The organism is Micromonospora sp. IBHARD004 (assembly GCF_052814115.1).
The window spans coordinates 1,466,010-1,480,087 of the sequence record NZ_CP199934.1; the positions used below are offsets into that span (position 1 = coordinate 1,466,010).

Below are 14,078 nucleotides of genomic sequence, written 5' to 3' on the forward strand. Positions count from 1 at the left end.
CGGTCCGCGTCACGTCCCGCGCCCGGCCGACCGGGGGGCGGAGTTATGACCGGCCGCGCGCGACCCGGACCGCCCACCAGATCAGCGGGGCCTGCACCGGCAGCCGCCCGTAGGCGACGGCCCGTCGGGCGAGGCTCCTGTGCCGCCAGTCGTACGCCATCTGCGCGTTCGCCGGCAGGACCGCGGCGAAGAGCGCGGCCGCGGCCATGCCTCCGGTCCGGCGGGTCGCCGGGTGCGCCACCGCCGCCGCCACCGTCAGCTCCGCGACCCCGCTGGCGTACGTCCAGAACCGGGCCGGCCCGGGCAGCGCGCGCGGCACGATCGGGTCGTAGAAGCCGGGCCGGAGCAGGTGGGTGACGCCGGCGGCGGCGAGCAGCCCGGCCAGCGCGGCGGCCTCGGCGCGACGGGTGGTCATCGATGGTCCCCCTGCTGCTCGACGCGCGCTGCACGGCCCGGTAGATCTGCCCGAACCGTAGCGCGTCCGGGGTGCGCAGCAGCATCACCTCCCGCCCGCGGTGCTCCACCCACAGCTCGTGCACCCGGTTGCCGCGCTCGTAGGAGCGGTCCAGCCAGCCCAGCGGCAGCTCCAGGAAGGGGGTGAGGGCCAGTCCGCCGACCACGAAGGCGGCGAGGATGACCAGCGCCAGCTTCCAGTTGCCCCGGTCCTGCGCGGCCCAGGCCAGCGAGACCACGCAGACCAGCGCGACCAGCGGCGGCAGGGAGAGGAGCACGACCAGGACCCCGCGTCCCAGGACGCGACCCCGGACCGCCAGGGTGGTCGCGCCCCGGGCGTGCCAGACGTACGCCACGTCGGCGCGCGCGATGACGTGCCCGCCCGCGCGGATGGATTCGGAGGTGACCTGTACCGCTCGTCGCCCCTCGATCGGTCGGCCGCCGGATGTCCTGCCACGACGCTACGAAGCTGATGTCGTGGATGAATCGCGGCCGGGTGGTGGTACACCCGGGGCCGGCCCCACGGGTGATTCACTGACGTCATCAGCTTCGTAGTCGGCGAACGGAGGGTGGGCGGTGCGCATCCGTCGCTGCCGGCGGGCCGGCGCGGAGGCGTCGGCCGGCGTACGGTCGGGGCGCATGGGGGCCGATGAGCGGGAGCGCAACGTCGAGGTGGTCCGCCGGTACCTGCGGACCTTCGTCACCAAGGACCTCGCCGAGCTGGCCGAGGTGGTCGCCGAGGACGTGGAGATCTACGGCTCCGGCACGGCGGTGCAGGGACGGCACTACGTCGAGGGGGCCGTCTCCTCGCCCGGGCTGACCGTGCTCGACCAGCGGATCGTCGAGCTGCTCGCGGTCGACGACCGGGTGGTCGTCTCGTTCGCGCAGACGTACCGGCGGGACGCGACCGGGGCGACCACGGTGCAGAGCGCCTGCAAGATGTACCGGCTGGCCGGCGGACGGATCGTGCAGTTCTGGGGCGAGCAGGACACCTACGGCCTGCTGCGCGGCCTCGGGCTGCTGCCGGACGAGCCGATCACGTTCTGACGGCCGGCGGTCGGCGCGGACTCCATCGCCCGCTGCACCGCCCGGTAGATCTGGCCGAAGCGCAGCGCGTCGCCGGTGCGCAGCAGCCGGACCGGCTGGCCGCGCCAGCGGGCCCACATCTCGAGCTGCCGGGCGCCCCGGGCGTACGAGCGGTCCAGGTGTTCGAAGAGGAAGTCGGCGAGCGGCCCGACCCCGAGCCCGACCAGCACCGACGCCCCGACGATGGCGACCGTCACGGTGGGGGAGCGGTGCAGCCAGAGCGCCAGCCCGACACCGAGCAGGGCGGCCACCAGCGGCCCGGCCAGCGCGGCGCCGATCGCGCCCCGGCCGGCGAGCACCCGCCAGGAGCGGCTGCCGCGCCGGTGCCACACCATGGTGAGCTCCGCGAGCGGGAAGGTCCGGCCGTCCACCCGGACGGCGGTGGAGGTGACCTGCACCGACCTGTCGTCGTAGTACGTGATCATGGCCTGACTCCCGGTGGCGGGGCTGACACCAGACTACTTACCCCAACGAGCCGGGTCGTAAGGTTGGCACGCGACTTCGACGAGGAAGTGAGGGCAGCGTGGGCGAGTTCGTTCGGCTGGAAACCAAGGACGGCATCGGCACCATCCGGCTGGAGCGGCCGCCGATGAACGCGCTGAACACCCAGGTGCAGGAGGAGTTGCGCGCCGCGGCGGCCGCCGCCACCGCCGACCCGGAGGTCCGCGCGGTCATCGTGTACGGCGGGGAGAAGGTCTTCGCCGCCGGCGCGGACATCAAGGAGATGGCCGACATGTCCTACGTGGACATGTCGGAGCGGGCCGCCGACCTCTCCAGCGCGCTCGGCGCGATCGCCCGGATCCCCAAGCCGGTGGTCGCCGCCATCACCGGGTACGCCCTCGGCGGCGGCTGCGAGCTGGCCCTGGCCTGCGACTGGCGGGTGGTGGCCGAGGACGCCAAGCTCGGCCAGCCGGAGATCAAGCTCGGCATCATCCCCGGCGCCGGCGGCACCCAGCGGCTGGCCCGACTGGTCGGCCCGGCCCGCGCCAAGGACCTGATCATGTCCGGCCGGATGGTCGACGCCGCGGAGGCGCTGCGGATCGGCCTGGCCGACCGGGTGGTCCCGGCCGCCGAGGTCTACGAGGCCGCGGTCGCCCTGGTGAAGCCGTTCCTGACCGGCCCGGTGCAGGCGCTGCGGGCGGCCAAGCTGGCCGTCGACGGCGGCCTCGACATGGACCTCAACTCCGGCCTGGCCTGGGAGAGCCAGCTCTTCGCGGCGCTCTTCGCCACCGACGACCGGCGTGAGGGCATGGCCGCGTTCGTCGAGAAGCGCAAGCCGGGCTTCACCGGCCGCTGAGCCGGTCCGGGTCGGCGGCGGAGACCCGCCGCCGACCCGAGAGCGGTTCACATTCTTCCTACCGGCCAGTAGCGTGTGACTCCGATCATGTGACGAAGGGGAGCGGCGATGACGGAACGGGTCGAGGGTCACGGCGGGGAGCTGGCGCTGGCGGCGCTGCGCGCGCACGGCGTACGGGAGATGTTCACCCTCTCCGGCGGGCACGTCTTCCCGCTCTACGACGCCGCGTACAAGACCGGCTTTCCGATCTACGACGTCCGGCACGAGCAGTCGGCCGTCTTCGCCGCCGAGGCGGTGGCCAAGCTCCAGCGCCGCCCCGGCCTGGCCGTGCTCACCGCCGGACCCGGCGTCACCAACGGCGCCTCCGGCCTGACCAGCGCCTACTTCAACGCCTCCCCGGTGCTGGTGCTCGGGGGCCGGGCCCCGCAGTTCCGCTGGGGCTCCGGCAGCCTCCAGGAGATGGACCACCTGCCGCTGGTCGCCCCGGTCACCAAGCACGCCGAGACGGTGTTCAGCGCCGACGACATCCCGCGCGCGGTCACCGCCGCCCTCACCGCGGCGCTGACCCCGCACCGCGGCCCGGCCTTCCTCGACTTCCCTCTCGAGGCGGTCTTCTCGGTCGGCGACGCCGACCTGCCGGCGGTGTCGCCGATCGCGCCGATCGAGGCAGACCCGGACGAGGTGGCGAAGGCCGCCGGCCTGATCGCCGGGGCGAGCCGGCCGGTCATCATCGCCGGCTCCGACGTGTACGCCGGTGACGCGATCGACGCCCTGCGGGCGGCCGCCGAGGCGTTGCAGGTGCCGGTCTTCACCAACGGCATGGGGCGCGGCGCGCTGCCGCCCACCCACCCGCTCGCCTTCGCCAAGGCCCGCCGGGTCGCGCTCAAGGAAGCCGACGTGGTCGTGGTGATCGGCACCCCGCTGGACTTCCGGCTCGGCTTCGGCGACTTCGGCGACGCCAAGGTCGTGCACGTCGTCGACGCGCCCAGCCAGCGCGCCGGGCACGTGCAGCCCGCCGCCGCCCCCGCCGGCGACCTGCGGCTCATCCTCACCGCCCTCGCCGAGCACCCCGGCGGCCGGGCCGACCACGCCGACTGGATCGCCCAGCTCCGGGTCGCCGAGGACGCCGCCAGGGCGCGCGACGCCGAGGAGATGGCCGCCGAGACCGACCCGATCCGCCCGGCCCGGGTCTACGGCGAGCTGCGCAAGGTCCTCGCCCCCGACGCCATCACCATCGGCGACGGCGGCGACTTCGTCTCGTACGCCGGCCGCTACCTGGAGCCGGCGCAGCCCGGCACCTGGCTCGACCCCGGCCCGTACGGCTGCCTCGGCACCGGCATGGGCTACGCGATGGGGGCCCGGGTCAGCCACCCCGACCGGCAGATCTGTGTGCTGATGGGCGACGGCGCGGCGGGCTTCTCGCTGATGGACGTCGAGTCCCTGGCCCGCCAGCAGCTCCCGGTGGTCATCGTGGTCGGCAACAACGGCATCTGGGGCCTGGAGAAGCACCCGATGCGGGCCATGTACGGCTACGACGTCGCCGCCGACCTCCAGCCGGGGCTGCGCTACGACAAGGTCGTCGAGGCGCTCGGCGGCGCGGGCGAGACGGTGGAGAAGGCCGCCGACCTCGGCCCGGCCCTGACCCGCGCGTTCGACTCCGGCGTGCCGTACCTGGTCAACGTGCTGACCGATCCCGCGGACGCGTACCCCCGCTCGTCGAACCTGGCCTGACCACGACCGCTCGACCGCCGTCGCCGGGTGACCGGCGGCGGCGGTCGCGTTTTTCTGTTCGCAGCAAAATCAGCGGAATGTCAGCGGCTGTCGTCGTAACGTCAGCGCCGTCGCTCATCGTGGGGTGGCCAGCGATACGACGGGAGTTCCGATGACATACGCGATCCAGGCGGAGGGGCTGGTCCGCCGCTTCGGCGCGACCACCGCCCTCGCCGGAGTCGACCTCGCCGTCCCCACCGGGACGGTCTTCGGTCTGCTCGGGCCGAACGGGGCGGGCAAGACCACCGCGGTACGGGTGCTCGCCACCCTGCTCGCCGCCGACGAGGGGCACGCGACGGTGGGCGGGTACGACGTCCGCCGCGACGCGCACCGGGTCCGCCAGCTGATCGGCCTGACCGGCCAGTACGCCTCGGTCGACGAGACGCTGACCGGCACCGAGAACCTGCTGCTGATCGGCCGGCTGCTCGGCCTGGGCCGGGCCGACGCCCGGGCCCGTGCTCGGCAGCTGCTCGCCGACTTCCAGCTCAGCGACGCCGCCGACCGGGCGGCCAAGACGTACTCGGGCGGCATGCGCCGCCGCCTGGACCTGGCCGCCAGCCTGGTCGGCCGGCCGCAGGTGCTCTTCCTCGACGAGCCGACCACCGGGCTCGACCCGCGCAGCCGCAACGAGCTGTGGGACATCGTCCGGGGCCTGGTCGCCGACGGGGTGACCGTGCTGCTGACCACCCAGTACCTGGAGGAGGCCGACCAGCTCGCCGGCGAGATCGCCGTGGTCGACCACGGCCGGGTCATCGCCCAGGGCAGCCCGGAGGAGCTGAAGGCGAAGACTGGCGGGCAGATCCTGACGGTGCGGCCGGCGGACGCCAGCGACCTGCCGACCGTGGTGTCCATCGCCGCGGAGGTCGCCGGGGGGACCCCCGAGGTCGCCCAGACCACCGTCACCGTGCCGGTGAACGACCCCAGCGTGTTGCCCGCCGTGGTGCGCCGGCTCGACCAGGCCGAGATCACGATCGCCGAGCTGGCCCTGCGCGGCTCCAGCCTGGACGAGGTCTTCCTCTCCCTGACCGGCCACCGGGCCGAGCAGGACGGCCGCTCCGACGTTGAACTGGAAAGGATTCCGGCATGACCGCCGCCACCCTCACCGCGGCCCCGCTGGCCCCGGCCCGCCGGCCGGGCCTCGCCGCCGGGCTGCGGCACACGCTCACCCTCGCCTGGCGCAGCCTGGTGCAGATCAAGCACAACCCGATGGAACTGCTCGACCTGAGCATCCAGCCGGTGATGTTCGTGCTGCTCTTCACGTACGTCTTCGGCGGGGCGATCTCGGGCACCCCCGGCGACTACCTGAAGTTCGCGTTGCCGGGGATCGTCGTGCAGAACGCCTTCTTCGCCACCATGACCACCGGCTTCGGGCTGAACAACGACCTGACCAAGGGGGTGTTCGACCGGCTGCGCGCACTGCCCATCGCCCGCTGGTCGCCGCTGGCCGGGCGGATCCTCGCCGACACGGTCAAGCAGGCGTGGTCGGTGTCGCTGTTGGTCGGGGTTGGTGCGGTCCTCGGCTTCCGGCTGGGCAACGGCGCGCTCGGCCTGCTCGGGGCGTTCGCCCTGCTGCTCGCCTTCTCGCTGGCCGCCTCGTGGATCTCGGTGCTGGTCGGGGTGCTGGTCAGCGAGCCGGAGAAGGTGCAGATCTTCGGCTTCATGGTGATCTTTCCGCTGACCTTCACCAGCAACGCCTTCGTGCCGACCGAGACCATGCCGTCCTGGCTCCAACGCTGGGTGGAGGTCAACCCGGTGACCATCCTGGCCGACGCGCTGCGTGGCCTGCTGGTCGGCGGCCCGGTGGCCGGGCCGGTCGTCCAGTCGCTGATCTGGGCCGCCGCCCTCGCCGCCGTGTTCGCCCCGCTCGCCGTGCGGGCGCTCAAGCGTCGAGTGTGACCCGGGCCGCCTCCGCCGACGTCTCCAGCCGGTGGCCCAGCCCGTGGTGCTCAGACCTCCGGCCGGTCCTGCTCGGTCTCCCGGCGGCGCAGCTCCTCCTCGCGGCGGCGCAGGTCGTCCTCCCAGCGGCGGAAGAGCTCCTGGTCCTGCTGCCGGGGCCGCTCCCCGATGGACGACAGGAACGCCGGGTCGTCGTCCGGCGCCACCTGCCGGTGACCACGGTCCCGCTCGGAGAAGCCGTTCCCCATCGGCCAGGCGGTCCGGGGGCGGCTCGCGCCCGCCTCCCGACCGGCGACGAACCAGGCGATCGACCCGACCAGCGGGAAGAACAGGATGATCAGCACCCAGGCGATGCGGGGCAGGGCCCGGATCTCACCCTCCTCCGCGGAGAGGCAGCTGATGAGTGCGCAGATGCCGAGCACGACCTCGGCCAGGAAGAGAAGCCCGTACAGGCGAATCATGTCGGACATCATGGACCACCGATGCCGTTCAGCGCAGCCCGCGTACCACCAGCAGCACGCCGAGCACGGCGAACCCGGCGGCGGCCAGCGCGGTCAGCGGGAAGGACCAGCGTTGCGCTCGGCGCGGCCCGGCGCCGGTGGCCCGCCGCCAGGTCAGGGCGAGCGTGCCGAGCCAACCCACCACCGCCACGCCGGCCAGCAGCGCGCCGGCCAGGTCGCCGGTGAGGGCGAGCCGGACCAGCAGCACGGCGACCGCGGTGAACGCCAGCAGGGTACGGCGCCAGGCCAGCCGGGTCCGCTCCGGCTGGAGCCCGGGGTCGCCGGTCACCCGAGCGCCCGGACCAGCACCGCGATCACCAGCAGCAGCGCGCCGACGGCGACGGCGAGGGCCAGCGCGGCCGGGAAGCGGGACGCCGGCAGCTCCTCGCCGAGCCGGATCGCCCGCTCGGTACGCGCCCAGTGGTCCACCGCCCGAACGGCGACCGTCGCGCCGAGCAGCAGCAGCGCGATGGCGATCACCTCGCGCAGGTGGGCGACGGGCAGCGGTGGCAGGAACTGGGCGGCGGCCAGCCCGCCGGCGATCAGCGCCAGCCCGGTGCGCAGCCAGGCCAGGAAGGTGCGCTCGTTGGCCAGCGAGAAGCGGTAGTCGGGCCTGCTGCCGACCGACCGCATCTCGCGCGGGTCGAACCACCGCCTGATCGCCTCCCACACGTCGCCGATTATCCGCTTTGCCCGGTGAATAGCCTGGGGGGATGACCGATCTTGACGCGCGGACCCTGCGCGACGCCTATGACACCCAGCTCCGTCCGGAGATCCCGGATCCGCTGCCCGCCGGGGTGACCGTCGAACGGGACGGCCCGCTGGTCCGGATCCTCGGCCTGGACAAGCGCGGCTTCCTCACCTACCGCACGCTGGACGGGCTGGCCGGCGCGGAGCTGGACGCGCTGATCGCCCGGCAGGTCGAGTTCTTCAGGGCCCGGGGCGAGGGCGTGGAGTGGAAGCTCAACGGCCACGACGAGCCGGCCGACCTGGGCGACCGGCTGCGCGCCGCCGGCTTCGTCCCGGAGGACCAGGAGACCGTCGTGGTCGGCCCGGTCGCGGCGCTGGCCGGCGCCGTCCCGGTCCTGCCCGAGGGGGTACGCCTTCGCGAGGTGACCGCCCGCGAGGACCTGGAGCGGATCGCCGCCATGGAGGAGGAGGTCTGGCACGACGACCGGAGCCACCTGGTGACCGGGCTGGCGAAGGAGATCGAGGCCGACCCGCAGTCGATCACGATCGTGGTGGCCGAGGCGGGGGAGACCGTGGTCAGCGCCGGCTGGATCCGCTACCCGGCCAACAACGGCTTCGGCACCCTCTGGGGCGGCTCGACCCTGCCCGAGTGGCGCCGGAAGGGCATCTACCGGGCGCTGGTGGCGTACCGGGCGCGGCTGGCCGAGCAGCGCGGCCGGACGCTGGTCCAGGTGGACTGTTCGGAGGACAGCCGGCCGATCCTGGAGCGGCTCGGGCTGGTAGCGGTCACCACGACGACCCCGTACGTCTACACTCCGTGATCATGGAGCTGTTGACGGCGGAGGAGCGGCTCACCCTGAAGACCGGGGCGTTCGGCGCCGTCTTCCTGGTGTCGAACGCCGAGCCCGGGATGTTCGCGATGATCCGGGAGAGCGTCGCCGCGTCCGGGGCGCTGGCCGACGCCAGCGGCGTGGTGAAGGAGGCGCTCACCGTCGGCCCGCTGCCGCAGCTGCCCCGGGACTCCGCGCTGGAGGTCGAGTCGATGGTGCTGCCCGCGCTGAGCAGGGCGGTGGCGATCCTGCGGGAGAAGTCGCCGGGGGACGTCGAGGCGTACCGCTCGGTGGTGCTGGCCGCGGCCGACCAGGTGGCCGGCGCGCACCGCGGGGTGGCGCCGGCGGAGGCGGCGGTGATCGACCGGATCAGGGCCGCGCTGGCCGAGCCGGCCTGACCGCGGTGACGGACCAGAGCGCGCGGACGGCGCTTCGGACGCAGCGGTCCCGGACCCGTCCGCAGGTGCAACGGTAGGTGTCGGGGAGCATCCGGCGGCAGGGTCGCCGGGCCTCCTCCGCGCCGTCCGGCGCACGCCGGGTCGCCGCCGAAACGCTAACTTCCGACATATACGTCACCTCCCGATTCGGGAGCTTACCCGGCGCTGCGGCCCTCGGTGAGTTGTGTCACTCTGAGGCCCCGGGAGAGCGATGCTACTTGCGGGTAACATTGCGCCGTGGGCAACTGCACAGCAGCCCGCGGTTGACCGATCGTTAAGTCACGCGGGAGGCTGCGCCCGAGACCGGGCGAGTGATCGCAACACCAACCAGGAGGGTCGTCGAAGCGCGATGAACATCGTCGTACTCGTCAAGCAGGTGCCCGATTCGGGCGCGGACCGCAACCTGCGTTCTGACGACAACACCGTCGACCGCGGCTCGGCGAACAACGTCATCAACGAGATGGACGAGTACGCCATCGAAGAGGCGTTGAAGATCAAGGAGGCGCACGGCGGCGAGGTCACCATCCTGACCATGGGTCCGGACCGGGCGACGGAGTCGATCCGCAAGGCGCTCTCCATGGGCCCGGACAAGGCCGTGCACGTCGTGGACGACGCCCTGCACGGGTCCTGCGCCGTGGCCACCTCCAAGGTGCTCGCCGCCGCGCTCGGGCAGCTCAACGCCGACCTGGTGATCTGCGGCGCCGAGTCCACCGACGGCCGGGTCCAGGTCATCCCGCACATGATCGCCGAGCGGCTGGGCGTCGCCGCCCTCACCGGCGCGCGCAAGCTCACCGTCGACGGCGCCACGCTGACCGTCGAGCGGCAGACCGAGGAGGGCTACGAGGTGGTCACCGCCTCGACCCCGGCCGTGGTCTCCGTCTGGGACACCATCAACGAGCCGCGCTACCCGTCCTTCAAGGGCATCATGGCCGCCAAGAAGAAGCCGGTGCAGACGCTCTCCCTGGGTGACCTCGGCGTCGCCCCGACCGAGGTGGGCTTCGACGGCGCGACCAGCGCCGTGCTGGAGCACACCAAGCGCCCGCCGCGCTCCGGCGGCGCCAAGATCACCGACGAGGGCGAGGGCGGCGTCAAGCTGGTCGAGTTCCTCGCCACCGAGAAGTTCGTGTGAGAGGTCTGGACATGGCTGAGGTTCTCGTCGTCGTCGAAGCCACCAAGGAATTCGGCGTCAAGAAGGTCACCCTGGAGATGCTCACCCTCGCCCGCGAGCTGGGCACCCCCAGCGCGGTGGTGCTCGGTGGCGCCGGCGCCGCCGAGGCGCTGAGCGCCAAGCTGGGCGAGTACGGCGCGGAGAAGATCTACGCCGCCGAGGGTGAGGAGATCGACGGCTACCTGGTGGCCCCGAAGGCCACCGTGCTGGCCGAGCTGGTCAAGCGGGTACAGCCGGCCGCCGTGCTGCTCGCCTCCGCCCAGGAGGGCAAGGAGATCGCCGCCCGGCTCGCCGTCAAGCTGGACAACGGCATCCTGACCGACGTGGTCGGTCTCGACGCCGACGGCACCGCGACCCAGGTCGCCTTCGCCGGCTCCACCATCGTCAAGTCGAAGGTCACCAAGGGCCTGCCGCTGGTCACCGTCCGGCCGAACTCGGTCAACCCGACCCCGGCCGCCGCCACCCCGGCGGTGGAGCAGCTCACCGTCGCCGTCACCGACGCCGACAAGCTGGCCAAGGTCGTCAACCGGGTCGCCGAGCAGAAGGGCTCCCGCCCCGAGCTGACTGAGGCGTCGGTCGTCGTCTCCGGCGGTCGCGGTGTCGGCAACGCCGACAACTTCAAGCTGGTCGAGGAGCTGGCCGACCTGCTCGGCGGCGCCGTCGGCGCGTCCCGCGCGGCGGTCGACTCCGGCTACTACCCGCACCAGTTCCAGGTCGGCCAGACCGGCAAGACCGTCTCCCCGCAGCTCTACGTCGCGCTGGGCATCTCCGGCGCGATCCAGCACCGGGCCGGCATGCAGACCTCGAAGACCATCGTCGCCGTGAACAAGGACGGCGAGGCCCCGATCTTCGAGCTCGCCGACTTCGGCGTGGTCGGCGACCTGTTCAAGGTCGTCCCGCAGGCCGCCGAGGAGATCCGCAAGCGCAAGTGACCTCGGTCACGAAAGAGCCGCCGCCCGGGGTTCCGGGCGGCGGCTCTTTCCGTGTTGCGGCCCTTCCGTGCGGTGGAAGGGAGCTGATCGGCGGGCCGGGGAGCTGAGCCGGCCCGCCGATCAGCCCGTCAGGGTGCCCCTCAGCGAACTGTCACCGGAGTGGGCGGGCTTGTTGTGCTCAGCGTACCGATCGAGAACATCTGCATCGTGTTGGGATCGATCAGCCAGACCTCGTAGTACCCCGGAACCCTCGGGAGATTCGCGACGTGCAGGTGGAGTTGGTTGCCGAGCACTCCGACCGCGGCGGCGGCCGCCCCCGTACGCCGAGCGGCACTCCGGCATCCGGCGGGCCGGGTCTCGGCCGTTAGGCTGAACGGTGATGGCTTACCTGGATCACGCGGCGACGACCCCGATGCTCGACGAGGCACTCGAGGCGTACGTCGCCACCGGCCGCGAGGTCGGCAACGCGTCTTCGCTGCACGCGGCGGGCCGGCGCGCCCGGCGGCGGGTGGAGGAGTCCCGCGAGCGGGTGGCCGCCGTGCTCGGCGCCCGCCCCTCCGAGGTGATCTTCACCGGGGGTGGGACGGAGAGCGACAACCTCGCGGTGAAGGGCATCTTCTGGGCCCGTCGCGCGGCCCGCCCCGAGTGGACCCGGGTGGTCTCCAGCGCGGTCGAACACCACGCGGTGCTGGACGCGGTGGACTGGCTGGCCGGGCACGAGGGCGCCGAGGTGGGCTGGCTGCCGGTCGACGCCGCCGGCCGGCTCGACCCGGAGCGGCTCCGCGCGGAGCTGGCCGCGCACGGTGACCGGGTGGCCCTGGTCACCGCCATGTGGGCCAACAACGAGGTGGGCACCGTGCAGCCGGTCGCCGAGCTGGCGGCGGTCGCCGCCGAGCACGGCGTGCCGTTCCACACCGACGCCATCCAGGCCGTCGGCCAGGTGCCGGTCGACTTCGCCGCGAGCGGCGCGGCCGCGCTGACCGTGACCGGGCACAAGCTCGGCGGCCCGGCCGGGGTCGGTGCGCTGCTGCTCGCCCGGGACGTCGCGGCCACCCCGCTGCTGCACGGCGGCGGCCAGGAGCGGGACGTGCGCTCCGGCACCCTCGACACCGCCGGCATCGTGGCCTTCGCGGTGGCCGTGGAGGCCGCGGTGAAGGGCCAGCAGGAGTACGCCGCCCGGGTTGCCGCGCTCCGCGACGAACTGGTCGAGCGGGTCCGGCGGGCGGTGCCCGAGGTGATCTTCAACGGCGACCCGGTCGACCGCCTCCCCGGCAACGCGCACTTCTCCTTCCCCGGCTGCGAGGGGGACGCGCTGCTGCTGCTCCTCGACGCCCAGGGCATCGCCTGCTCGACCGGTTCGGCCTGCTCGGCCGGGGTGGCCCAGCCCTCGCACGTGCTGCTGGCGATGGGCGCCGACGACGACCGGGCCCGCTCCTCGCTGCGCTTCACCCTCGGCCACACCAGCACCCGCGCCGACGTCGACGCCCTCATCGCCGCCCTCCCGGCGGCGGTGGACCGGGCCCGCCGCGCCGCCGCCCTCCGCACCCCCCGCTGACCCGGCTACGCTCGGTGGGATGAGGGGAGTGGGCTGGTGAGGGTTCTGGCGGCGATGTCGGGCGGGGTGGACTCCGCGGTGGCGGCGGCGCGCGCGGTGGAGGCCGGGCACGACGTGACCGGCGTGCACCTGGCGCTGGCCCGCAACCCGCAGACCTACCGCACCGGCGCCCGCGGCTGCTGCACCCTGGAGGACTCCCGGGACGCCCGCCGGGCCGCCGACGTCATCGGCATCCCGTTCTACGTCTGGGACATGGCGGACCGCTTCCACGAGGACGTGGTGGACGACTTCGTCGCCGAGTACGCGGCCGGTCGTACCCCGAATCCCTGCCTGCGCTGCAACGAGAAGATCAAGTTTGCCGCGGTGCTGGACCGGGCCGTGGCCCTGGGCTTCGACGCGGTGGTCACCGGCCACCACGCCCGGCTCGGCGCCGACGGCCTGCTGCGGCGCAGCGTCGACGTGGCCAAGGACCAGTCGTACGTCCTCGCGGTGCTGACCCGCGCGCAGCTGGACCGGTCGGTCTTCCCGCTCGGAGACTCCACCAAGGTCGAGGTCCGCGCGGAGGCCGCCCGGCGCGGCCTCGCGGTCGCCGACAAGCCCGACTCGCACGACATCTGCTTCATCGCCGACGGCGACACCCGCGGCTTCCTCGCCCAGCGGCTCGGCGAGGCCCCCGGCGACGTGGTCGACGCGGTCAGCGGCGCGGTGGTCGGCAGCCACACCGGCGCGTACGCCTACACCGTCGGCCAGCGGCGCGGGCTGCACCTGGACCGGCCGGCCCCGGACGGCCGGCCCCGCTACGTGCTCTCCATCACGCCGAAGACCAACACGGTGACCGTGGGCCCGGCCGAGGCGCTGGAGGTCTCCCAGGTCCGGGCGGCCCGGCCGGTCTGGACGGGTGGCGAGCGGCCGACCGCGCCGGTCGAGTGCGAGGTGCAGCTGCGGGCGCACGGCGACGTGGTGCCCGCCACCGTCGAGCTCTCCGCCGACGGGCTCGCCGCCGAGCTGCGCCGCCCGGTCCGCGGGGTCGCCGCCGGCCAGGCCATCGTGGCGTACCGGCCGGACCCGGCCGGGGACGTGGTGCTGGGCTCGGCCACCATCACCGGCTGACCGCCCCCGGTCCGGCAGTGGTCGGACGACGGCCTGCACCAGACCGAGTGGCGGCCCGCGGACGGGCGCTGGCCGCCCGGCGGGGGACATCCCCGCACCACCCTACGAAGCTGATGTCGTAGATGAATCGGACTCCGGGGGGCGGCCCGCGGCGACAGGCTCTGCGCCGAATGGTCGAGGACGGCCGATCCATTCACGTCATCAGCCTCGTAGCGTGGCGTGGCGATACTGCCGGCCGTCGGCATCGACGGCAGGTGCCCACCCGCGGTCGTGAGCCGTCCGACGCCGCTTCGGAAAACGGGCGGCGGCCGCGTGGTCACCGGGGATCGTCGCCCGACCGGGGCCTTCACCCGG

At 73.5% G+C, this 14,078-nt stretch carries 16 protein-coding genes and 1 pseudogene; 11 read left to right on the plus strand and 6 right to left on the minus strand.

What is annotated here, in order from left to right:
• Window positions 1-43 precede the first annotated feature (43 nt).
• Together ACTWO6_RS07330 and ACTWO6_RS07335 are read right to left on the minus strand one after the other, a co-directional pair.
• Entirely contained in the window at window positions 44-415 is a 372-nt protein-coding gene (locus tag ACTWO6_RS07330; RefSeq protein ID WP_446218901.1) for a DoxX family protein, read from the minus strand.
• Window positions 412-884, minus strand: a pseudogene (locus ACTWO6_RS07335) (DUF6232 family protein). Before ACTWO6_RS07335 ends, ACTWO6_RS07330 begins: the two are co-directional and overlap by 4 nt.
• 208 nt (window positions 885-1,092) lie before the next feature.
• Here ACTWO6_RS07335 and ACTWO6_RS07340 point away from each other — a divergent pair.
• Complete coding sequence (locus tag ACTWO6_RS07340) at window positions 1,093-1,500, plus strand: nuclear transport factor 2 family protein (protein ID WP_446218902.1); 408 nt, start codon at window positions 1,093-1,095, stop codon at window positions 1,498-1,500.
• Here ACTWO6_RS07340 and ACTWO6_RS07345 read toward each other — a convergent pair.
• Window positions 1,446-1,964, minus strand: coding sequence for a DUF6232 family protein (locus ACTWO6_RS07345; RefSeq protein WP_446218903.1), 519 nt, complete (start codon window positions 1,962-1,964; stop codon window positions 1,446-1,448). The two genes, ACTWO6_RS07340 and ACTWO6_RS07345, sit on opposite strands and share 55 nt — an antisense overlap.
• Before the next feature lie 98 nt (window positions 1,965-2,062).
• On the opposite strand from ACTWO6_RS07345, the gene ACTWO6_RS07350 reads away from it, so the two are divergent.
• From ACTWO6_RS07350 to ACTWO6_RS07365, 4 genes are all read left to right on the plus strand, one after another.
• Window positions 2,063-2,836 carry an enoyl-CoA hydratase-related protein gene (locus tag ACTWO6_RS07350; protein ID WP_446218904.1) on the plus strand — a complete coding sequence of 258 codons (774 nt, stop codon included), beginning with the start codon at window positions 2,063-2,065 and terminating at the stop codon, window positions 2,834-2,836.
• 108 nt (window positions 2,837-2,944) lie between these two features.
• Window positions 2,945-4,567 (plus strand): acetolactate synthase, encoded by a 1,623-nt coding sequence (locus ACTWO6_RS07355; protein WP_446218905.1) that lies wholly within the window; start codon window positions 2,945-2,947, stop codon window positions 4,565-4,567.
• 151 nt (window positions 4,568-4,718) lie between these two features.
• On the plus strand, window positions 4,719-5,693 hold the full coding sequence (locus tag ACTWO6_RS07360; RefSeq protein WP_446218906.1) for an ATP-binding cassette domain-containing protein: 975 nt from the start codon (window positions 4,719-4,721) through the stop codon (window positions 5,691-5,693).
• Window positions 5,690-6,502 (plus strand): ABC transporter permease, encoded by an 813-nt coding sequence (locus ACTWO6_RS07365; protein ID WP_446218907.1) that lies wholly within the window; start codon window positions 5,690-5,692, stop codon window positions 6,500-6,502. The genes ACTWO6_RS07360 and ACTWO6_RS07365 overlap by 4 nt, the downstream gene beginning before the upstream one ends.
• Window positions 6,503-6,552: 50 nt before the next feature.
• Here the strand turns inward: ACTWO6_RS07365 and ACTWO6_RS07370 are convergent, their stop codons facing one another.
• Genes ACTWO6_RS07370 through ACTWO6_RS07380 form a run of 3 tightly spaced genes read right to left on the minus strand, consistent with a single transcriptional unit; the run spans window position 6,553 to window position 7,674 of the window.
• Window positions 6,553-6,963: a PLDc N-terminal domain-containing protein gene (locus tag ACTWO6_RS07370; RefSeq protein ID WP_446218908.1), complete on the minus strand. Its 411-nt coding sequence runs from the start codon at window positions 6,961-6,963 to the stop codon at window positions 6,553-6,555.
• A gap of 28 nt (window positions 6,964-6,991) precedes the next feature.
• The gene (locus tag ACTWO6_RS07375; protein WP_130332691.1) at window positions 6,992-7,291 is read right to left on the minus strand and encodes a DUF202 domain-containing protein; all 300 of its coding nucleotides are present in this window, start codon (window positions 7,289-7,291) and stop codon (window positions 6,992-6,994) included.
• Window positions 7,288-7,674, minus strand: a complete 387-nt coding sequence (locus ACTWO6_RS07380) for a YidH family protein (protein WP_446218909.1) — start codon at window positions 7,672-7,674, stop codon at window positions 7,288-7,290. Before ACTWO6_RS07380 ends, ACTWO6_RS07375 begins: the two co-directional genes overlap by 4 nt.
• 41 nt (window positions 7,675-7,715) lie before the next feature.
• Here ACTWO6_RS07380 and ACTWO6_RS07385 point away from each other — a divergent pair, with 41 nt between their 5' ends.
• The 6 genes from ACTWO6_RS07385 to mnmA all read left to right on the plus strand — a co-directional run bounded on the left by ACTWO6_RS07385 (window position 7,716) and on the right by mnmA (window position 13,724).
• Window positions 7,716-8,513, plus strand: coding sequence for a GNAT family N-acetyltransferase (locus ACTWO6_RS07385; RefSeq protein WP_446218910.1), 798 nt, complete (start codon window positions 7,716-7,718; stop codon window positions 8,511-8,513).
• Window positions 8,510-8,920: a hypothetical protein gene (locus tag ACTWO6_RS07390; RefSeq protein ID WP_446218911.1), complete on the plus strand. Its 411-nt coding sequence runs from the start codon at window positions 8,510-8,512 to the stop codon at window positions 8,918-8,920. The genes ACTWO6_RS07385 and ACTWO6_RS07390 overlap by 4 nt, the downstream gene beginning before the upstream one ends.
• 388 nt (window positions 8,921-9,308) lie before the next feature.
• Window positions 9,309-10,088 (plus strand): electron transfer flavoprotein subunit beta/FixA family protein, encoded by a 780-nt coding sequence (locus ACTWO6_RS07395; RefSeq protein WP_130332699.1) that lies wholly within the window; start codon window positions 9,309-9,311, stop codon window positions 10,086-10,088.
• Window positions 10,089-10,099: 11 nt separating this feature from the next.
• Window positions 10,100-11,059: an electron transfer flavoprotein subunit alpha/FixB family protein gene (locus ACTWO6_RS07400; RefSeq protein WP_446218912.1), complete on the plus strand. Its 960-nt coding sequence runs from the start codon at window positions 10,100-10,102 to the stop codon at window positions 11,057-11,059.
• Window positions 11,060-11,438: 379 nt separating this feature from the next.
• Entirely contained in the window at window positions 11,439-12,614 is a 1,176-nt protein-coding gene (locus ACTWO6_RS07405) for a cysteine desulfurase family protein (protein ID WP_446218913.1), read from the plus strand.
• Window positions 12,615-12,650: 36 nt separating this feature from the next.
• Window positions 12,651-13,724, plus strand: a complete 1,074-nt coding sequence (gene mnmA, locus ACTWO6_RS07410; protein WP_446218914.1) for a tRNA 2-thiouridine(34) synthase MnmA — start codon at window positions 12,651-12,653, stop codon at window positions 13,722-13,724.
• Window positions 13,725-14,078: the final 354 nt, after the last annotated feature.